Genomic DNA, 19,106 nt, shown 5'->3' with positions numbered 1-19,106 from the left:
CGCATTAAACAAACAGCTTGTCGCGCGCCAGCGTACTGATCGCCACCGTGGCCGGATGACTCATCCGGCGCTCGGTGGTGATCGCATACACCTGCTCCACCACTCCATCGATCTGGCCCAGCGCCACCACCTGGTATTGCTGGCTGACCTGCGCCGCAATCACCGTCGGCACGAAGAACACCCCTGCCCCTGACTGGCCGAACGCATTCATCATCGCGCTGTCGTCGAATTCGCCGACGATGTGCGGATGCACCTCGGCCTGCTCCAGCCAGCGCAACAGGCGCTGGTGGATCGCGAAATCCTCGCCTGGCAACAGCATCGGCGCATTGTGCAGGCAGGCCGGAAACGGCTGGTCGAACGTGGCCGCCAGCGCCTGCGTGCACAGCGCCGTCATCGGACTCTGGCCCAGCAGGTGGTTATAGGCCCGTACGCTGAAATGCCCAGGAATCGGCCGGTCGGCAATGACCAGGTCGAGCCGGTGCACGGCCAGGTCGCCGATCAGGCCGTCGAGCCGCCCTTCGCGGCAGATCAGCCGCACCGGCTCCTTCAGCTTCAACGCCGGCTCCACCAGCTGGCAGGCAATGAGTTTCGACACAGAATCGGCGCAGCCAATCCTGAACGACATCGTGGCGAAGCTTTTGTCGCGCACCAGTTCGAGGAGTTCGTCGCCGGTGCTGAAGATCGTCTCGGCGTAGCTGACGATGCGGCGGCCCGTGTCGGTCAGCTCGAGGCTGCGGCCGGACTTGCGAAACAGCGCCACGCCCAGCGCTTCGGCGAATTCGGACAATTGCCCGGAGATCGAATGGGGCGTCAGGTTCAGCTGTGAGGCTGCCTTGGCGATGCTGCCGGTCTTGGCCACCATCCAGAAGTAACGCAGGTGCTTGTAATTCAGCGCAGACATGGATTCTCCAATAACATGGACCTAATACATCGTTAAATTCGATGTTATATGAAATTATATTCGATTTGTACGATGCTTCGCAGTCCCCTATAGTCAAGCCTTCACCACAAACTATAGGTGCCATACCAATGACACATCCTGTCCACCATTCCTGCGCACGTGCGCAGGACAACCGGCTGCACGAGCTGCGCCATGAAGGGAGCAACCCATGAACGGTCTGGAAACCATTGCAAGCCCCATGATGTGGGCTGGCTTCGTCGGCTTCGTGCTGGTCATGCTGGCGCTCGACCTGTTCGTCTTTGGCGGTAACAAGGCGCACAAGGTCAGCGTCAAGGAAGCAGGTATCTGGTCGCTGGTCTGGGTCAGCATGGCCCTGCTGTTCAATGCCGGCCTCTGGTGGTATCTGAAAGGCAGCGTCGGCTCGGAAATCGCGGACCAGAAAGCGCTGGAGTTCTTCTCCGGCTACCTGATCGAGAAAGCACTGTCGGTCGATAACGTCTTCGTGTTCCTGCTGATCTTTACCGCATTCCAGGTGCCGCAGCAATACCAGCGCCGCGTCCTGATCTACGGTGTGCTCGGTGCGATCATCATGCGCGCCATCATGATCAGCGCAGGTGCGTGGGTCGTGAGCGAATTCAGCTGGGTGCTGTACCTGTTCGGCGCGTTCCTGCTGTTCACGGGTATCCGCATGCTGGTGGCCGTCGATGCCGAACCTGACGTGGTCAACAACCCGATCCTGAAGTTCGCCCGCAAGCACCTGAAAGTGTCCGACGGCGACCACGGCGAGAAGTTCTTTGTGCGAATCAACGGTGTGCGCTTTGTCACCCCGCTGTTCCTGGTGCTGATCCTGATCGAAGTGACCGACCTGGTGTTCGCGGTCGACTCGATCCCGGCCATCTTCGCGATCACGACCGATCCGTTCATCGTGTTCACGTCGAACATGTTCGCGATCCTGGGTCTGCGTGCGCTGTACTTCCTGCTGGTCGACGTGGCTGACCGCTTCCACCTGCTCAAGTATGGCCTGGCGATGGTCCTGACCTTCATCGGTGTCAAGATGCTGATCATGCCGTGGTACCACGTGCCAGTGCAGGCTTCGCTGACCGTCGTGGCTGTGCTGATCGCCGGTAGCTGTATCGCCAGCGTGTTCATCACCAAGAAGGACGACAAGTAAGCTAGCGGCTGGCCAGTAGCGCCCCCAACGGCGCCAGGAGCACCCGGAACTTACCGGGCTGCGTCTGGCGCCGTTGTCATTGGGTCTTGCGCCGCATCGTCGGGCACCAGGCCGACCCGCTCGTACTCCGCGATCACCTGCGCGCCCAGCAGCAGCAGCGTGGCTGCGATCTCGAGCGAAAACATGACGACGATGGCCGTCGTCATCGAGCCATACACCAGGTTCACCTGCGATAGCGTCGAGAAATACCAGACCAGAATGTGACGCGCCGCTTCCCACAGCAGCGCCGCCGTCACGCCACCGATGGCGGCGTGCCATATCGACAGCCGGCCCACCGGCATCACCAGGTAGATCGACGTAAGCACGAGAATCTCGCCGATCAGCCCCAGCAGATACAGCAGCGCACCGGACACGCCGTTCAGCGACCATTCATAGTTGAACAGCCATACGCTTTCGCGCCCCATGACCTGCAGCGCGCCCGCTACCAGCGTGACGACCATGATGCCCACGCCCAGCGCCAGGATGTAGCAGTACGGAAGCACGGCCGACACCAGGTAATGCCGGCGCCGGATCGCCACGCGGTGCACGAAGATCACGCTCATCGCGTTTTCCAGCACCGTGAAGGCAAGCGAACTGAAGAACAGCATCGTCACCGCCAGTACCCAGGTGATGAGTTGGCGGTCTTCCAGGAAGTGGGCCACCTCGGCCACGATCGGCGCCGACTGTCCCGGCACCAGCAATTGCAGATAGCGGCTGAGCGTTTCCAGCAACTCGGCGGGGTTGATGAAGTGCGACAGCACCACCATCACCAGCATCAAAAACGGCACGATGGACAGCAGCGCGTAATAGGCCACGGCGCCCGCCAGCAGCAAGCCCTGGTTGGCGCGGAACCCCTTCAGGACTTGCAGCGTGAACTTGAGCGGATGATTCAGGATGTAGACATTGGCGCGCTGATCCTTCAGGCGCGCCGTCCAGTCACGCCGACGACTCATCGGGCGAGGCGAATGCCGGAAAATTGCCAGCGCGCGCCTGTCGGGAAGAAGTTGCGGTAGCTGGGCCGTGCGTGACCGCCTGGCGTGGCGCAGGACGAGCCGCGCAAGACATACTGGTTGATCATGAACTTGCCGTTGTATTCACCGATGGCGCCCGGCGCCGGGGCGAAGCCGGGATACGGTGCGTAGCTGCTGCTGGTCCATTGCCAGCAGGCGCCGAACATCTGTTGCAGGCCGGCGCCGCTGGCGGCGTCCGGATGATGGGCCGGGCCGCTGCCCAGGCAGGCCTGGCGCGCCGCGAATTCCCATTCGAACTCGGTTGGCAGGCGCGCCCCCGACCAGCGGGCGAATGCATCCGCCTCGTACATCGAGACGTGCGTGACGGGCCGCTCGTCGTCGAGCGGTTGCAGGCCGTGCAGCGTGAACTCGTACCAGCCATCGGCCTGCTCCACCCAGTACAGCGGCTGGGTAATCTCGCCACTATTGACGCGGTCCCAGCCTTCGGCCAGCCATAGCGCCGGATCGCGGTAACCGCCCGCCTCGATGAACGCGCGGTATTCGCCATTGGTGACCAGGCGCGAGGCCAGCGCGAACGGCGCCACATAGGTGCGGTGGCGCGGCAATTCGTTGTCGAAGCAAAAGCCCTTGCCGCCATAACCAGCTTCGGCCAGGCCGCCTTCGAAATCGAGCCAGGCCAGCGGCTCGGCCGGTGCGGACGGCGCCATGGCGTCCGTCGCATACGCCGGGTACAGCGGATTTTGCGCCAGCAAATGCTTGACGTCGGTGAGCATCAGTTCCTGGTGCTGCTGTTCATGCTGCAGGCCCAGTTCGATCAGCGTGGCCAGCGTCTCGTCGATGCCGCCGGCCAGCAGATCGGCGATGCGGCGGTCGACATTCGCGCGGTAGTCCCTGACGACACTCATGCCGGGTCGCGTCAGCAGCCCCCGCTGGGCACGCGGATGCTTGTTGCCCACGCCGTTGTAGTACGAATTGAAGAACACCCGGAACGCCGGATGAAATGGCGCGAAATTGGCTTCGCGCGGCTCAAGGATAAAGGTTTCAAAGAACCACGTCGTGTGCGCCAGATGCCATTTCATCGGGCTGGCGTCCGGCATCGACTGCGCGACGCAGTCTTCGTCGGACAAGCCCTCGGCCAGTTGCAGAGAACGGGTACGTACCTGCGCAAAAGCGCGTGGCAAGCTGTCATCGCGCATCATGTTCATGATGCGATCGCCTGTGCGTGGATCACGGCGAACCAGCGCTGCGGATCGGTCCAGACGCGCGTGGCCTCGAAACCGGAGCGTTCCAGCAACCCGATCGCGTCGGCCTGCTGGTATTTGTAGCTGTTCTCGGTGTGGATGCGCTCGCCCGCCTCGAAGCGGCGCTCGCCGCCGCGCCAGTGCACGGTCTGCGCGCTGCGCGCCTCCAGGTGCATCTCGATGCGGCCCATGGCCGCGTTGTAGGCGCCCCGGTGCTGCCAGCCCTTGATGTCGAAGTCGGCGTCGATCAGGCGGTTCACGTGGCGCAGCAAATTCAGGTTGAAGGCCGAGGTGACGCCCAGCGCGTCATCGTACGCGGCGTCGAGCGTGGCGGCATCCTTGGCCAGGTCGATGCCAATCAGCACGCCGCCATCGTTGCCGCACTGCGCGCGCAGGCGCGTGAGAAAGCCCTGCGCTTCGTCCGGCGTGAAGTTGCCGATCGACGAGCCCGGATAAAAGAACAGGCGCCGGCCGGCATTGACCTGCGGCGGCAATTCGAAGCTTGATGAGAAATCCATGCCCAGCGCTTCCATCGCGATCTGCGGGAACCGCTGGCGCAGGCGCGCCAAGGCGTCGTGGACGAAGTCGGTGGAAATGTCGATCGCCACGTACTGCGCCGGCTGTAACAGCGGGAACAGCGCCGCTGCCTTGGCGCAGTTACCGGCGCCGAGATCGATCAGGGTCGCGCCGGTGCCCGCGGAACGGGCGATTTCGGCGCCATAGCGCTCAAAAATCGACGCTTCGGTGCGCGTTGGGTAATACTCTGGCAGTTCGCAGATCGCTTCGAACAGTTTCGAGCCAAGCGCGTCATACAGGTATTTGGGGGAGATCCAGGCGGCTGGCGCCTGCAGACCGGTGTGCAGTTCGTCGGCTTCGTGCGCGCTGTGACGGGGCGCCGCGACGTCTTCAGGTGTACAGGATGTCAGCATAGGGTTTATCATTCGTGCCGCCACGACGCACCATGCGAGATGGCCTGTGAGTTTTGCTTCGCGTAGTTCTGGTATTTCTTTGTTTATTTCTCTGTGTATTGCTGTTTTAGCTATCATAGCGGATTCCCCGGATTCGCCTAGTCTGCCTCACGCCAAGCGTGCTGCCCCCCGGGTCAGCCTCGTTTCATTACTTTTTAGACAAGAGCCACCATGACCCTGTCCTTCCGCCGTCACGTTCTCAAAACCCTGTGCGCCGCCGCTGCCGGCACGATGCTGATCGCGGGCGCCGCCCACGCACAGAGCAACGGCGTGCTGCGTGTTTCGGCCATTCCCGACGAATCGCCGACCGAACTGCAGCGCAAGTTCAAGCCATTGGGCGACTACCTGGCCAAGGCCACGGGTTTGAAGGTTGAATTCACTCCGGTGACCGACTACGCTGCTTCGGTGGAAGGCCTGGTCAACCGCAAGATCGACATGGTCTGGTTCGGCGGCTTTACTTTTGTGCAGGCGAATGTGCGAAGCAAGGGCCAGGTCACCCCGCTGGTGCAGCGCGTGGAAGACGAAAAATTCCGCTCGGTCTTCATCACCACCGTGCCAACCATCAACAAGCTGGAAGACCTGAAGGGCAAGACCCTGGCCTTCGGTTCGGAATCGTCGACCTCGGGTCACCTGATGCCGCGCTCGTTCCTGCTGGGCGCCAAGATCAATCCGGACACCGACCTGAAGCGCATCGCCTTCTCGGGCGCGCATGACGCCACCGTGGCTGCCGTTGCCGGCGGCAAGGTCGATGCGGGCGCGCTGAACATCTCGGTCTGGGAAAAATTGGTCGAGGCGAAAAAGGTCGATCCGAAGCAAGTGCGCGTGTTCTACACGACCCCTGGCTACTTCGACTACAACTGGACCGTGCGCACCGACATGGACCCGGCCCTCAAAAAGAAAATCACCGACGCCTTCCTGGCGCTGGACGATTCGACCCCGCAGGGCAAGGAAATCCTCGAGCTGCAGCGCGCGACCCGCTTCGTGCCGACCAAGACCGCCAACTACGGCGCGATCGAAGCGGCAGCGAAAAACGCTGGTCTGCTGAAGTAATCGTACGATGGCGACCTTTCGCCTGCGCGGCGTGACCGTGCGCCACCTGACGGGCAGCCGCGCGGCTGCCCTGCACGCGCTCGACCTCACGATCGGCGCCGGTGAACAGGTTGCCCTGATCGGCCCGTCCGGGGCCGGCAAGACTACGCTCTTGGCCACGCTGGCCAGCGCCCATCAACCGAGCGAAGGTACGCTGGAGATCCTGGGCCAGGAGCCGTGGCACCTGCCGCATGCCGCGCGCCATCGGCTGCGTGCGCGCCTGTTCCTGGCGCCGCAGACACCGCCACTGCCGGCGCGCCAGCGCGTCGTCACGGCCGTGCTGGCGGCGCGCTTGCCGCACTGGACGCTGTGGCAGGCCTTGACCTCGCTCGTGCGCCCGCAAGACCCCGACGCGGCGCATGCTGCGCTGTCGCTTTTTTCACTGGGCGACAAGCTGTATGCACGCGTCGACCGCCTCTCCGGCGGCGAACGCCAGCGCTGCGGCCTGGCGCGCCTGCTGCTGTCCGATGCCGAAGCCTTGCTGGTCGACGAGCCGATTTCAGCGCTCGACCCGGCGCTCGCGCGTCACACGCTGGCCACGCTGCGCCAGGAAGCCGCCCAGCGCAACGCCACGCTGGTGTGCAGCCTGCACCAGGTGGATCTGGCGCGTGAACAGTTTGCCCGCCTGGTGGGCCTGCGCGACGGGCGCATCGTGTTCGACGCGCCGCGCGAGCAGGTCACCGACACCATGATCGCCGAGCTGTACGCCAACGAACACGTCGAGCCGCACGTGGCGCCGCCACACGACACGCCCGCACAAATCGCCGTCGGCGCCTGTTTCTAGGCATGACGAGCAAGGCAGTACTTCATCCCGATCCGGCCTGGCGCGCGCGCCTGATGGGCGCCGTCGTCTTCGTCCTGCTGCTGTATCCGCTGCTGGTCGCTGCCGAATTCAAACCATGGCTGCTGTTCGACGCGCAAAGCCTGCGCGCGGCCGGCGGCTTCCTGCGTGATTTTCTGACGCCCGAAACCGATCCCGCCTTCCTGGCGATGGTGCTGCGCGAGACCTGGCAGACGGTGGCGATTGCCACCGCCGGCCTGACGCTGGCGCTGATCGTCGCCATTCCCGCTACCTTCGTCATCAGCGAGCGCCTGTCGATTTCGCGCCTGGGCACGGGCCGCATCCGTCCGCTCGCCGGCGTCGTGCGCCAAGTGCTGCGCTGGATCCTGATGGTGCTGCGCTCCGTGCCCGAGCTGGTGTGGGCGCTGCTGTTCGTGCGCATCGTCGGCCTGGGGCCGACGGCCGGAGTGCTGGCGATCGCGCTGTCGTATTCGGGCATGCTGGCCAAGGTGTATGCCGAAATCCTCGAATCTTCCGACGCACATGCCACCGACGTCCTGCTGGCCAATGGCAGCGGGCGCCTGCCGGCCCTGCTGTATGGCGCCCTGCCCGATGCCAGCGCCGAACTCGTGTCGTACACTGTGTATCGCTGGGAATGCGCGATTCGCGGCTCGGCCGTGATGGGCTTTGTCGGCGCCGGCGGCCTGGGCCAGCGGCTGGATGAATCGACCAAGATGATGGCCGGCGGTGAAGTGGCGACCATGCTCATCATGTTCGTCTTGCTGGTGGCCGGCGCCGACCTGGTGTCAAAACTGCTGCGCCGGAGGATCGGATGAAGGTGGATAACTCCCCGCGCACTGCGATCCCCGCCCCGCCGCCACGCCAGTCCGGCACCTGGCTCATACTCGCCGGCCTGCTGGCGCTGATTGTCGCCAGTTTTGCCTCGCTGCCGCTGCAATGGAGCGCCTTCTTCACGCGCGAAGCGATCGATTCGGCGTCCGAATTCCTGGCCGGCTTCGCGCCGCCCGACACCGCGCCGGCGTTTCTGGCCAAGACACTCGTCGCGTTCTGGGAAACCCTGGCCATGTCGGCCATCGGCACCATCCTGGCGGCGCTCGTCGCCATGCCGCTGGCGCTGGCCGGCGCCGGGCGCATGGGCCGCGCGGCGCGCGCCGTAACGCGCCTGGTGCTCAATGTGCTGCGCTCGATCCCCGAACTGGTGTGGGCCGCAGTGCTGCTGGTGCTGGCCGGCCTGGGGCCACTGGCCGGCACGCTGGCGCTGGCCGCGCACACGGCCGGCGTGCTGGGGCGCCTGTTTGCCGATGCGCTGGAAAACATCGAGCCGCACGCCGAGCAAAGCCTGCGCACGAACGGCGTGCGGCCGCTGGCAGCGTTTTTGTACGCGACGCTGCCCCAGGCGCTGCCGCAGATGCTGTCATACACGCTGTACCGCTGGGAAAACAATATCCGCGCGGCGGCGGTGCTGGGTGTGGTCGGGGCCGGGGGCCTGGGCCAGATGCTCAAGTACCACCTGTCGCTGTTCCAGATGCCCAGCGCCGCCACGGTCGTGATCGCGATGCTGGTGCTGGTGGCCCTGGTCGATGCGGCCAGTTATGCGCTGCGCCGCGCCCTGATGCGTTGATACTGATGCGCTAACCCTACTTGCGGACACCTCACCCGATGCTCGAACTCGACCAGCTCACCAAATCGTATGGCGGCCGCACCGTGCTGGCCGAACTCTCGCACGTGTTCAAAGCCGGCGAATTCGTCGCGATCATGGGCGAATCGGGCGTCGGCAAGTCGACGCTGCTGAACCTGATTGCGGGTCTGGACACGCCCGACGGCGGGCGCGTGATCATCGACGGCACGCCGATCTCGAACCTCGACGACGACGCCGCCACGCGCCTGCGCCGCACCCGCATGGGCTTCATCTTCCAGGCTTTCCACGTGCTGCCGCACCTGACGCTGCGCCAGAACGTCGCCCTGCCCCTGCTGCTGAACAAGGCGCCACTCGAGCGCGCCGATGCGATGCTCGACGCGGTCGGGCTGCACGGGCGCGGCGGCGACTTCCCGCGCCAGCTGTCGGGCGGCGAAATGCAGCGTGTGGCGATTGCGCGCGCGCTCGTGCACCGCCCGGCCCTGCTGCTGGCCGATGAACCAACCGGCAACCTCGACCCCGAGACTGCCGGCAGCATCCTGCAACTGCTGCGCGACGAGACGCGCGCGCATAGCGCCGGCGCCATCATGGTCACCCACTCCCACGCCGCGGCCGCCATGGCCGACAAGGTCCTGCTGCTGACCCACTCGGGCCTGAAATTAGCGTAAGTTCCGAGCAGAAACGCTCGATTACGGCGAAATTAGTTAAACGACCCGACGCGTGCGCGACGCAATCGTAGTAATATCGCAACGACCTGCCGCAAACAGCTGTCAAAAAAGGCAAGGATTATCCAGAACGACCGGTCTGTCCTGAATCATGTTTCATCAGGGAGAATTGACATGACCGTACGCCAGAAAAAACAGGAATTGCTCGAAGCGATGCAACGAGCGCGCGAGCTGGAGCCGTCGAGCTTCGTGCCCAACATGCTGCTCGACACACTGATCGAGCGCATGCAGTTGAAGAATGACGCGGAGCTGTGCCGCGTGCTGGAAGTGCAACCACCGATCATCAGCAAAATCCGCCATCGCAAGCTCAATGTCGGCGCGACGATCCTATTGCGCATGCACGAAAAATCGAACATCCCGATCCGCGAGCTCAAGGAACTCAGCAGCGCCGCGGCGCTCCACTGACGGTGCGCGACGCCCTGGCCGTCATTCCTGTGCCGGTGGCCGTCCGGTCTTGAGCTGGGGCAGCGCCGCCAGCACGCCCTGCAAGGTCGCGACGTCGAGCTGGCCCAGCAGGGCCACGCCAATGCGCAGCAATTCGCTCTTCTTGACGTCGACACCGGCGCGCAGGCAAGCCTGTTTTACTTCCAGCAGCACTGCATACTCATTTTCCGGCATCGTGAAGCTGTCGCGCACCAGTGCCGGGCGCGCTTCTACCGCGGGCGCACGTTCGACGATCGGCACCATCGGCACCACCGGAGGCTTGGCGGCAACGCGTGGCGCGGCGGGTTTGCGGGCCGGGCTGCTGGCCAGCGCCTTGGCGGCCAACTTGACCACCGACTTCACGCTGGTTTTTGCGGCGGGCTTGGCGGGCTTGGCGACAGCCTTCACGGGCTTGGCAACCCTGGTGGTTTTCGCAGCCGCAGGCGCGGCGCGGGATGCTGATTTGGCGGCAGGTGTGCGGGGCATGGGCCGCTCCGTCGTTGAGAAGGCAAACAATATAAACGATTTGGCAGTATGCTGTCGGACAGGAATGCAGGCTGGGTAAAGACGTCCCGCCGGCAGCCGACGCCAATCCGGGTGACAATAGGGGCTTCATAGAGCGAGGTTTCTGTTTTTCCGAAGTAAAGCTTCGGCAAACTCCTCTTTTGCAGGAGGTACACCTGAATTATCCTGCCAAGGCGACGACTCTGCTGTAAACTTGTCGGCGCCGCGAGCTTTGTCTCGCTGGCCCCTGCGCACCCCAGTAATTTATGAACCCGACCCAGGCCAGTATGCGCACCAAGACTCAATGGATCCTGCCGGTGCTGTTTGCCACCGCGCTGGCCCTGCTGCTCCAGCACTTCCTCGGCTCGATCGCGTGGGCCGGCCTCCTGGCCGTGATCACGTGGCCGCTGCACCAGCGCATGCTGCGCCGCGGCTGGCCACCGCTGGCCAGCGCCGCTTTCATGCTGATTCTGCTGATCGTCAGCTTCGTGGGTCCGTCGGTCCTGCTGTTCCACACGCTCAGCAGCGAACTGGCCAGCCTGCAGCGCCTGCTCATCAGCTTCAACCAGACCGGCGTGCCGGTACCGGCCTGGCTGACCGGCCTGCCGCTGGTGGCCGAACCGGCCGTCACCTGGTGGCTCGAGCACCTGGCCGTGCCGGGCGGCCTGAACGCCCTCGTGCGCACCACCCTGGGCGACTTCATGCCGCATCTGACCGATACGGCGCGCGTCTGGGGCTCGACCATCCTGGCCAATGCGCTGTACCTGTTCCTGACGCTCCTGACGCTGTTCGTGCTGTACCTGCACGGCGCGGCCGTGATGCATTACATCGACGGCGCCGGCCAGCGCCTGGCGCCCGTCCAGTACGCGAAACTGCGCCGCGTGCTGCCGCTGTCGGTGCGCGGCACGGCACTCGGCCTGGGCTCGATCGCGATCCTGGAAGGCATCGTGCTGGGCGTGGCCTACTGGATCGCCGGCGCGCCGGCCCCGGTGCTGCTGGGCGTGATCACCGGCTACCTGGCCCTGATTCCGGGCGGCGCGCCGCTGTCGTTCACGATGGTGTCGCTGCTGCTGTTCGGTCAGGGCAATTCGGCCGAGGCGCTGGGCCTGTTCACCTGGGGTGCGGTCGAGCTGTTCCTGGTCGATAAATTCATCCGCCCGAAACTGATCGGCAAGCGCGTGAACCTGCCATTCCTGGCGGTGCTGTTTGGCCTGCTGGGCGGCGTGTCGACGCTGGGCGTCATCGGCCTGTTCGTCGGCCCGTTGATGATGGCGATCCTGTTCGGCTGGCTGCGTGACAGCACGCCGGCGGCGCCGCTGGTACTGGCCCCGGTGGCGCTGGAACCTTTAAACGATCCCCAGGGGATCCGCTAGCGGTCACACAGCGGCCCCGGCGCGCTGGCGCAGGTCCCACAGCGCGCCGACGCGCAGACCGGCCGCCACCGGCGTGACTGCCGCAATCTCGAGTTCTTCCATCAAGCCATATAGCAGTGCCAGCCCGCCGGCCAGGTGCATGCCCTGGCGGGTGGCGATGAAGGCATCACGCAGACCGGCGAGATCGGCCCGTGTGAGCGGCGTGCCCGCGTTCCCGCCCCGGTGCGCGTGGCCAGCCAGCGCACGCACCGTCCCGCACGCCCCATACGCCATGGCCCAGCCGCGTGCGCCGAAGCCTGCTTCAGCGAAGCGGCTGCGGCTCGAGCGCACGGCGGCGTCGAAGCCGGCCGCGTCAATCTGCCCGTTCGCGAAGAACGTCAGGCTCTGGCGCACCGCGCCGAGCGCGAACGATTCGATGCGCCGGATCGTGGCGCCCTCCCCGATCACCAGCTCCGTCGAGATGCTGCCAATGTCGAGCACGAGCCGCGGCGCAGGGTCGGCTGCGCCCAGGGTATTGGCCACGCCCAGATAGACGAGGCGCCCGGCTTCGTCGCCCGCGATGATGTCGACCGGGTAACCGAGCGCGCGCCCGGCCGCCGGCAAGAACAAGGCAGCATTGCGCGCCATGCGCAGGGCTGCGGTGGCGACGACGCGCACGGCGTGCGGCTTCCATGCGTCGAGCGCACTCCGGAACTGCGCCAGGCAGGCCAGGGCACGCCGCAGCGCCGCGCTGTCGAGCATGCCGTCTTCGTCGAGCGACGCCGACAGCTCGACCCTCTCGCACATGGTCGCGACGAGTTCGAGCACGCCATCATTGAAACGGCCGATGTGCAGGCGAAAACTGTCCGAGCCAAGCTCGACAGCGGCATAGATGGGTGATTCCTGATCGATGGTCGGCATGGCGCATGAGCATAAGCGGCCACCGTGACCGGCGCATTACATGATGCTGCGAGGCGCGCCCGCGACTAGATATCGGCGACTGCTTCGCTGGCAGGCGCTACGCGATTGCGCCCGGCCCGCTTGGCTTGCTGCATGGCCTCGTCGGCGCGCTGGAACAGCGATGTCGTGCTGTCTTCGGGCCGGATCGTCGTCACGCCGAAGCTGGCCGTGAGCTTGATCATCGCCCGCTCGCTCTTGACCGGGGTCGTGTCGATCGCGGCGCGGATGCGCTCGGCCACCATCACGGCTTCATCGAGGCTGGTGCGCGGCAGCAGGACGGCGAATTCGACGCCCACTACCCGCCCCAGCTGATCGCTGTCGCGCAACTGGCGCCGGCACAGCGCGACCATCTGGTGCAGCACGACGTCGCCAGCCGGATGGCCGTAGCTGTCGTTGATGCGCTTGAAGCCATCCAGGTCGAACACGATCAGCCCCGTCGGCAGGCCGGGCCGGCGCGCCAGCGCCAGCCATGGGGCGAGCAGCTGGAAGAAACCACGCCGGTTCGGCGCGTCGGTCAGCGGATCGATGGTTTCGAGCCGCTCGAGCGTGTCCTGCAGGCGTTCGCGGGTCAAGAGCAGCACGCCGAAGGCATTGCCGAGCAGAAGCAGGTAAAGGGCGCCGCTGGAGAATTGACTCAGCAGATCGTTCGAGAGCCAGCCCCAGCCACGTGGCAGCAGCAGCACAGATAATCCACGCGCCGCGACCACCAGCGCCAGCGCCCCTGTGGCCAGCGACAGGAAGCGCTGCAGCAGACTGGCATCACGCCAGCGCCAGCCAAGCGCCACCGAGCCGGACAGGTAGAACGCGCCCAGCAGGAGCGATGCGGCCACGCTGCGCAAGCCTTCTTCGTCGATCAGGTAGCACAGGAAGAACACGAGGACGGCCACGCCGCCCAGAATCAGGGTCGGGGTGCGCCAGGCCGGCCGGCGCGCCGCTTCCCACGAAGCGCCCGACTCGATCGCCACGCCGGCAAACAGCAGCGCATAGCCACCGGGAATCGAGATCGGGGCCGGCACCACGCCAGAATCGCCCAGCGCCAGCAGCAGCCAGGCGCCGCCCTGGATCTGTTTCGACAGGCTCCAGAACGTCATCGCAGGGGCGCGCACGGGGCCGTGATTGAAAAAAGTCAGCAGCGCGCACAGGGCCAGGTTGCCCAGCGCGAGCACCAGCACCATCGTCGACGCATCCAGCATAGGCATGTTGTTACTCATGTTCGGCGTTCCGGGGTGCCGGCACCAGGCTCGCAGGCCTGGGTGCGGGGGGATTGATTCGCGCCTGGGGGCCGGCAGACGGCGCACGGGCGGCTGAGGACCAGCTTATCAGAAAGAACTACCTTGCAACAAGCCAACAGTACCGTCAGCCAACGAAGCGGTTGACCAGTTCACGCACAGCCAGGCCACCACCGCCAATCAGCACGCCGAAATAGATGATCGTCACGACGTTGCTGATGTGACCCAGCAGGATGCAGACACCGTCGCGCTGCAGCAGGCCGATGGCCAGGAACAGGATTGCCACGGCCGGGAACGTATTGCTGAACGGGATCAGGCCGAACGGCATCATCAGCAGCACCGCGCCCAGAATCAGGGCCGCGTTGTTGAAGAAGGCCACCGCACCGGCAGCGACCAGCCACTGGATGCGATTCGGCTTGCTGACGCGCTCGAGCTTCTTGAGCCACGAGAGCGCCTTGCGCAGCAGCGGACGCAGCTTGCGCGTGCCGATGACGCGGTGTTCGAGCTTGGAGGGAATCCACAAATCGCGGCCGATCAGGCGACTGACGCTGATGAGCAGGATCGCGGCGCCGAACACGGTGCTCACGCCCGGAATCGAAATCGGGATCAGGAACACCAGCGTGAGCAGCGCCACCAGGATCAGGAGGCCGTCGTTGCCGACGCTGCGGATCAGTTTACTGAGGGTGATGCCGGTGCGCGGCATCGAGCGGACCAGCGCGCGCAGGCGCTGGGAAACGGGTGGTTCACTGTGCATGATGTGGTCTTGTCGTGCGTTAGGATAGCCGAACAGGGTGGCTTACTGGCCAACGCAAATGATCCGGGTCTCGTACTCGGCCGCTTTGTCTTTCTTGGTCGTGGCCCAGGCAATGACTTCGTCCGCTTGCGCGATCGTCATGATCGTCGCTTTCTCCTTGTTCTTGATGAAGGAGACGCCTTCGAACTTGCCTTCCTTGCTGCGCATGACCTTTGCGAAGACGGGTGGTTTCTTGCCGTCGTCCGACCGTTTGTCCTGGCGGACGAGATAACGCTGCTCTGCTGGTTCCATAAAATAATCCGTGCTTGATCGATCAAACCGCTATTTTACGGTGCGCGCATTGCGGACACGTGAAAAGTTCACCGCCCCACGACGCCGATCACTTGCACCAGCACGATCTTGAGCACCGTCATCGACGGGAAAATCATCGCGTAACCGATGTCGGGCCGGTCCGTCGGCGCGATCCGGTTGGCAAACGCGAGGATGGCGGGATTGCCCGTGGTGCCGGCCACGATGCCGACCACGCTGTCGAACGGCAAGCGAAACACGAACAAGGCAATGACCATCGTGACGACGACAAGCGTGGCCGCAATCGCACTGCCCAGCAGCAGGTACAGCAAACCATCGTTGGCGATCGCCGCGGCAAACGTCGCGCCCGACGAAATGCCCACGACCGCCAGGAACAGTGTCAGGCCGAAATTGCGCAAGACCAGGTTGGCCGGGATCGGCATCGCCCACTGGAACATCCCGCTGCGACGACGCCAGCCAAGCACCAGCGCCACCAGCAGCAGCCCCGCAAACCCGAACGAGAACTGCCCGATCAGCGGCAACGGCCAGACGATCGCGCCGAACGCCAGCCCGAGCGTCACGCCGACGCCGATCCCGATATAGCTCACCTCCCCCGTGCTGCGCACCGAGTCGCCGAACAGCTTGCGCAGCGCGGGAAAGCTGCTGCGCGGCGCGAGCACGCCGACGCGGTCGCCCATTTCGAGCAGGCGCCCCGGGTTCAGGACCAAGTCGGCATCACCACGCCGAAGGTGCAGGACGCGGGCATTGAGTCCGGCCGGCAGCGCCAGCGCGCTCAGTGGCAAGCCGGCCATGCTGGCAGCGGAGATGAAAAAGCGGTCATAGTCGAGGTCGCTCCTGTCGTGCAGCATGCCGCCCGGATGCGCCGGGCCAAAGCGCGTGGCGACTTCGTGCAGTACCGCCTGGTCATTGCCTGCGACGAGCAAGCGGTCACCCGGTTCAATGCGCATCGCGCTATCGGCGACCAGATTGTGCTCGCCGCGCCGCAGCGCAACGATGGCGACACCGTCGGGCAAGCGAGCCGCAGCTTCAGCCAGGGTCATGCCCAGCACGGAAAATTCGGCCACGTCGATTTCTTCCAGGTGCAGCGCGGACGACGCCGGCGCGGCGGTTTTAGGCTTGAACACGGCGTTGTACAGCCCGAGCAGCAGGATCGGCACGGCCACGCCGACCGGATACGCGACCGAATACCCGGTCGCGGCAGACGTGCCAAACACGGCCAGCGCCGCTTGCAGCGCCGCCGTGCTGGTGCCGGCGCCAGCGAAGGCGCCCAGCGATTCAGGCAGCGCAAAGACCGGGAACAGCCACGCCACGCCAACCGCCAGCGCCAGCGCCGTGAGGACGGCCAGCACCGCCGCCAGATTGGCCTTGATGCCGTCAGGCGTCGTCAAGCCGCGAAAGAACTGGGCGCCATAGGCGATGCCGACGCCGTACAGGAACAGCAGCAGGCCCAGGTTGCCGAGCATGCCGGGCAAGACCAGGTCAGGTACAGCCGCGCCAACGGCCAGGCCGACGAACAGTACCGTGCCGGAACCGAGTGACAAGCCTTTCACGCTGACCGCCCCCAGTAAGTAGCCCGCAGCGATGGTGAAGAACAGCGCAAACATCGGCTGGTGGCTGAAGAACGTGGTGATGGCGGTCATCGGCTTTGCCTGGTTGCATGTGTGTGATGCAGTGTACGGCATGGGTGTAATATACGACGTTAAATATTTATGGCGTTCATATAAAACTATTCCCCGATGGTTTGATGATTAGAAATCGTACCCAAGGCACTCGCTATTGTAGTCGCATTGCCACTCCAAAAGTCCCTTGCCAGTCGAAAATAGCAACAGTAAGCGATCGTAATAGATTTTTAGAATTTCAAGCTAATACGGATAGGATCATTAAAAATTTTATATTTTTAATAGCAGTCCAATTTAAACGCCTCGCTAGCACAATATATCAGCAAAATCTGATAATCGTGCTATGCAGGTGAATAATATAAAATCTTCAAAAATCTTAAGTTGGCATGAATTGTGCATATTAGTGATTATCAAGCAATCAATGCATCGCATCTGAGAATTAAATTCTCTGTCAACAATGTAAGACATATATGGACAAGAGCTGATCGCCGACACGAAAAATTTTTGCAATAGCGCTCCAAGCAAGCTCTGCCTTTTTACTGCAAACATAATCAGGGAATTTTAAAATTCGATACTTACACAAGTATAAACACACAAGATTTTCACATAGGCAACTTGCGCGATGGTGAGAAAACTCGGCCCCTGCATTCTAAGGTGTACTTGAACAAGAGTAAAAATTCACTTATTATTGACAGGCGGAGACGGACTGGAGCTTTCAAGCAATCGCTTATGGTGAAACAGCATAAATCCAACTTATTACGCCCAAAATTTTCTGGAGCAGCTAAAAGCTAGCATTAGCCTGTTAAGAAATTTTAAAGATTTCAGATTACTCCAATTCAAATTAGTAGCCGCTATTAGATCTTTGATGTGGCGGCAACCCATATTCTCGATCGCAGCCCTGGGTGTACACAAAATTTCTTAACTCTGACTCACTCATTTTAATTACATCCCGCTCCTTATTTCGAAGGCAATTTATATATGCTATCGCACTAAAAAGATTCACTCTCTCTGCAACTCTACATTTTAACATTGATGAAATTATAAATCTCAATCCTGCATTATCGACCTTGTCATATATTTGACTGAAAATTAATCTATCTAACGCTTTTGAGTATATTAGCTCACAATATTCACCAACCGAGTCAGCAATTTTTAAAGACTCACCCGTGTATATCCGATATAACAACTGCCCCATTGCCCAACAATCGAAAGCCTGAGACCCTTTCAAGGTCGCAATAAAGTCTCGAAGGAAGAATTCCGGAGCTACGCAAGAAAATGCGCCATTAAATGTCCGGCCTGCATCCAAAAACCACTCCGTATCAAATGAATCCTCAAACTCAAATTGCATTGGTATTAGAGCTGAGCCAAAATCCAGTATTCGGACGAAAGAGCTATCGATAGAAGATTTTCTTATCTTTTCGCTCCATTCTGCATTACTCATTTCAAAAATTATATTTCCAGGATGAAGATCCTTATGCACCTGTGCCGCGCGCATCGAATTATGGCGCGCCCATCCAATTCGATAAAAGGTAGTAAGTGTAGAATCCATATCGCCAGGCGCCATAGTTTCAAGTACTTGCCAGAGATTTTCCCCTTCAACAAAGCTCATTAAAAATCCGACAATCATTCCATTATCAGCACTGAACTCATCGATAAATTCTGGAGCAACATTTCTCTCATCACTTGAAAATTTCGCCATGAATTTCAGCATTTTTATCTCACGATCGCAAGCCCTATCACCACGCCCTTCCGGTCCTGAAAAAAAGAATTTAGCAACGACTCTTCTGTCACTGTTGCCATATTCAGCAGTAAAGTTAGTTCCACCTCCAGATAATGTTTTTATGTATGTGTAACCAAGGATAGTTAAAAGCCCCATACTTCGCAGAAAATTTTCAACATCAGCCTCTTTAGCATCTCTGGGCGGCGCGAATACGTCATCGAATTTTGTCACTCAGAGTTCCTCATGTTGATATATAAATTCTTGCGCATACATCATAATTTCACAACCACTTTGCAATGCCCCGGCCCACAACTCATCACTCCCAACCATGTAATCTAAAGAATCTAATTCAACAAATACCTTTTCACGCGACCATGGGTGCCGACCAATGGCTTTAAAATGTTCATACATATCTACGCAGTTCGGCGAGTAGCAAATTGTAAATTCTCCTCGCGGCATGAGAGAAATCGCACGATGATCCGCATCTACGTATTTTGCAACTACACTAGAATTTCCGTTACCAAATAAAGCAGCACTTCTAAATCTAATTTTAAATTTGGAGAAAAACCAGTCATCAGCTAATCTATGAAGTTCGATCGAAGAATCCCTAGGATTTCGAGAAACCGAGAGGTAAGGGTTACGTAGCACCCCTGAAAATGGCACAACTTCATTTTTATTATGTGCTCGGTATAA

Annotated in this window: 20 protein-coding genes; 8 read left to right on the top strand and 12 right to left on the bottom strand. The window is 61.7% G+C overall.

The features are described 5' to 3' along the window. Positions 1–4: 4 nt before the first annotated feature. Entirely contained in the window at positions 5–901 is an 897-nt protein-coding gene (gene nhaR / locus NX775_RS20030; protein ID WP_258837561.1) for a transcriptional activator NhaR, read from the bottom strand. Between the two features lie 208 nt (positions 902–1,109). On the opposite strand from nhaR, the gene NX775_RS20025 reads away from it, so the two are divergent. Next, positions 1,110–2,072 (top strand): TerC family protein, encoded by a 963-nt coding sequence (locus tag NX775_RS20025; RefSeq protein ID WP_307732353.1) that lies wholly within the window; start codon positions 1,110–1,112, stop codon positions 2,070–2,072. Positions 2,073–2,122: 50 nt separating this feature from the next. Here NX775_RS20025 and NX775_RS20020 read toward each other — a convergent pair whose 3' ends face one another. The 3 genes from NX775_RS20020 to egtD are packed head-to-tail and all read right to left on the bottom strand — an operon-like array spanning position 2,123 to position 5,252. Next, on the bottom strand, positions 2,123–3,064 hold the full coding sequence (locus tag NX775_RS20020) for a YihY/virulence factor BrkB family protein (protein WP_258837560.1): 942 nt from the start codon (positions 3,062–3,064) through the stop codon (positions 2,123–2,125). Continuing rightward, a complete protein-coding gene (gene egtB / locus NX775_RS20015; protein WP_258837559.1) occupies positions 3,061–4,287 on the bottom strand; it encodes an ergothioneine biosynthesis protein EgtB in 1,227 nt (408 codons plus the stop codon). The genes NX775_RS20020 and egtB overlap by 4 nt, the downstream gene beginning before the upstream one ends. After that, positions 4,284–5,252 (bottom strand): L-histidine N(alpha)-methyltransferase, encoded by a 969-nt coding sequence (egtD, locus tag NX775_RS20010; RefSeq protein ID WP_258837558.1) that lies wholly within the window; start codon positions 5,250–5,252, stop codon positions 4,284–4,286. The genes egtB and egtD overlap by 4 nt, the downstream gene beginning before the upstream one ends. A gap of 210 nt (positions 5,253–5,462) precedes the next feature. Between egtD and NX775_RS20005 the strand changes: the two genes are divergently transcribed. The 6 genes from NX775_RS20005 (at position 5,463) to NX775_RS19980 (ending at position 9,948) form a co-directional block, all read left to right on the top strand. Further along, positions 5,463–6,341 (top strand): putative selenate ABC transporter substrate-binding protein, encoded by an 879-nt coding sequence (locus NX775_RS20005; protein WP_258837557.1) that lies wholly within the window; start codon positions 5,463–5,465, stop codon positions 6,339–6,341. Between the two features lie 7 nt (positions 6,342–6,348). After that, positions 6,349–7,164, top strand: a complete 816-nt coding sequence (locus NX775_RS20000) for a phosphonate ABC transporter ATP-binding protein (protein WP_258837556.1) — start codon at positions 6,349–6,351, stop codon at positions 7,162–7,164. 2 nt (positions 7,165–7,166) lie between these two features. After that, on the top strand, positions 7,167–7,997 hold the full coding sequence (locus NX775_RS19995; protein WP_258837555.1) for a PhnE/PtxC family ABC transporter permease: 831 nt from the start codon (positions 7,167–7,169) through the stop codon (positions 7,995–7,997). Beyond that, positions 7,994–8,803, top strand: coding sequence for a phosphonate ABC transporter, permease protein PhnE (gene phnE, locus NX775_RS19990; RefSeq protein WP_370660604.1), 810 nt, complete (start codon positions 7,994–7,996; stop codon positions 8,801–8,803). Before NX775_RS19995 ends, phnE begins: the two co-directional genes overlap by 4 nt. A gap of 38 nt (positions 8,804–8,841) precedes the next feature. Continuing rightward, positions 8,842–9,486: an ABC transporter ATP-binding protein gene (locus NX775_RS19985; RefSeq protein ID WP_258837554.1), complete on the top strand. Its 645-nt coding sequence runs from the start codon at positions 8,842–8,844 to the stop codon at positions 9,484–9,486. A 171-nt stretch (positions 9,487–9,657) separates the two neighbouring features. Beyond that, positions 9,658–9,948 (top strand): hypothetical protein, encoded by a 291-nt coding sequence (locus tag NX775_RS19980; RefSeq protein WP_258837553.1) that lies wholly within the window; start codon positions 9,658–9,660, stop codon positions 9,946–9,948. Between the two features lie 21 nt (positions 9,949–9,969). On the opposite strand, the gene NX775_RS19975 is transcribed toward NX775_RS19980, so the two are convergent. Continuing rightward, positions 9,970–10,452, bottom strand: coding sequence for a hypothetical protein (locus NX775_RS19975; RefSeq protein ID WP_258837552.1), 483 nt, complete (start codon positions 10,450–10,452; stop codon positions 9,970–9,972). Between the two features lie 305 nt (positions 10,453–10,757). Between NX775_RS19975 and NX775_RS19970 the strand changes: the two genes are divergently transcribed. Continuing rightward, positions 10,758–11,843, top strand: a complete 1,086-nt coding sequence (locus tag NX775_RS19970; RefSeq protein WP_258837551.1) for an AI-2E family transporter — start codon at positions 10,758–10,760, stop codon at positions 11,841–11,843. A gap of 3 nt (positions 11,844–11,846) precedes the next feature. On the opposite strand, the gene NX775_RS19965 is transcribed toward NX775_RS19970, so the two are convergent. The 7 genes from NX775_RS19965 to NX775_RS19935 form a co-directional block, all read right to left on the bottom strand. Continuing rightward, positions 11,847–12,743 (bottom strand): Ppx/GppA phosphatase family protein, encoded by an 897-nt coding sequence (locus tag NX775_RS19965; protein ID WP_258837550.1) that lies wholly within the window; start codon positions 12,741–12,743, stop codon positions 11,847–11,849. 65 nt (positions 12,744–12,808) lie between these two features. Beyond that, on the bottom strand, positions 12,809–13,993 hold the full coding sequence (locus NX775_RS19960) for a GGDEF domain-containing protein (protein WP_258837549.1): 1,185 nt from the start codon (positions 13,991–13,993) through the stop codon (positions 12,809–12,811). A gap of 145 nt (positions 13,994–14,138) precedes the next feature. Further along, a complete protein-coding gene (locus tag NX775_RS19955) occupies positions 14,139–14,765 on the bottom strand; it encodes an exopolysaccharide biosynthesis protein (RefSeq protein ID WP_258837548.1) in 627 nt (208 codons plus the stop codon). Between the two features lie 42 nt (positions 14,766–14,807). Next, entirely contained in the window at positions 14,808–15,056 is a 249-nt protein-coding gene (locus tag NX775_RS19950) for a hypothetical protein (protein WP_183551000.1), read from the bottom strand. Positions 15,057–15,124: 68 nt separating this feature from the next. After that, entirely contained in the window at positions 15,125–16,714 is a 1,590-nt protein-coding gene (locus NX775_RS19945) for an aspartate-alanine antiporter-like transporter (protein WP_258837547.1), read from the bottom strand. An 820-nt stretch (positions 16,715–17,534) separates the two neighbouring features. Then, a complete protein-coding gene (locus NX775_RS19940) occupies positions 17,535–18,644 on the bottom strand; it encodes a serine/threonine-protein kinase (RefSeq protein ID WP_258837546.1) in 1,110 nt (369 codons plus the stop codon). Beyond that, entirely contained in the window at positions 18,645–19,076 is a 432-nt protein-coding gene (locus NX775_RS19935; RefSeq protein ID WP_258837545.1) for a hypothetical protein, read from the bottom strand. Positions 19,077–19,106: the final 30 nt, after the last annotated feature.

The sequence above is a fragment of the Massilia aurea genome (genome assembly GCF_024753205.1).
In the GTDB taxonomy this organism is placed as follows: domain Bacteria; phylum Pseudomonadota; class Gammaproteobacteria; order Burkholderiales; family Burkholderiaceae_D; genus Telluria; species Telluria aurea.
Note: the sequence above shows the minus strand (reverse complement) of the source record. Positions and strands in the feature narration are given on the sequence as shown.

Excerpts from the sequence above, each read along its gene's own strand:
- NX775_RS20000 (WP_258837556.1), top strand. The coding sequence starts at position 6,349 with ATGGCGACCTTTCGCCTGCGCGGCGTGACCGTGCGCCACCTGACGGGC.
- NX775_RS20025 (WP_307732353.1), top strand. The coding sequence starts at position 1,110 with ATGAACGGTCTGGAAACCATTGCAAGCCCCATGATGTGGGCTGGCTTC.
- egtB (WP_258837559.1), bottom strand. The coding sequence starts at position 4,287 with ATGAACATGATGCGCGATGACAGCTTGCCACGCGCTTTTGCGCAGGTA.
- NX775_RS19950 (WP_183551000.1), bottom strand. The coding sequence starts at position 15,056 with ATGGAACCAGCAGAGCAGCGTTATCTCGTCCGCCAGGACAAACGGTCG.
- NX775_RS19995 (WP_258837555.1), top strand. The coding sequence starts at position 7,167 with ATGACGAGCAAGGCAGTACTTCATCCCGATCCGGCCTGGCGCGCGCGC.
- egtD (WP_258837558.1), bottom strand. The coding sequence starts at position 5,252 with ATGCTGACATCCTGTACACCTGAAGACGTCGCGGCGCCCCGTCACAGC.
- NX775_RS19955 (WP_258837548.1), bottom strand. The coding sequence starts at position 14,765 with ATGCACAGTGAACCACCCGTTTCCCAGCGCCTGCGCGCGCTGGTCCGC.
- NX775_RS20020 (WP_258837560.1), bottom strand. The coding sequence starts at position 3,064 with ATGAGTCGTCGGCGTGACTGGACGGCGCGCCTGAAGGATCAGCGCGCC.
- NX775_RS19965 (WP_258837550.1), bottom strand. The coding sequence starts at position 12,743 with ATGCCGACCATCGATCAGGAATCACCCATCTATGCCGCTGTCGAGCTT.
- NX775_RS19985 (WP_258837554.1), top strand. The coding sequence starts at position 8,842 with ATGCTCGAACTCGACCAGCTCACCAAATCGTATGGCGGCCGCACCGTG.
- NX775_RS19975 (WP_258837552.1), bottom strand. The coding sequence starts at position 10,452 with ATGCCCCGCACACCTGCCGCCAAATCAGCATCCCGCGCCGCGCCTGCG.
- NX775_RS19945 (WP_258837547.1), bottom strand. The coding sequence starts at position 16,714 with ATGACCGCCATCACCACGTTCTTCAGCCACCAGCCGATGTTTGCGCTG.
- NX775_RS19970 (WP_258837551.1), top strand. The coding sequence starts at position 10,758 with ATGCGCACCAAGACTCAATGGATCCTGCCGGTGCTGTTTGCCACCGCG.
- NX775_RS20005 (WP_258837557.1), top strand. The coding sequence starts at position 5,463 with ATGACCCTGTCCTTCCGCCGTCACGTTCTCAAAACCCTGTGCGCCGCC.
- phnE (WP_370660604.1), top strand. The coding sequence starts at position 7,994 with ATGAAGGTGGATAACTCCCCGCGCACTGCGATCCCCGCCCCGCCGCCA.
- NX775_RS19980 (WP_258837553.1), top strand. The coding sequence starts at position 9,658 with ATGACCGTACGCCAGAAAAAACAGGAATTGCTCGAAGCGATGCAACGA.
- NX775_RS19960 (WP_258837549.1), bottom strand. The coding sequence starts at position 13,993 with ATGAGTAACAACATGCCTATGCTGGATGCGTCGACGATGGTGCTGGTG.
- nhaR (WP_258837561.1), bottom strand. The coding sequence starts at position 901 with ATGTCTGCGCTGAATTACAAGCACCTGCGTTACTTCTGGATGGTGGCC.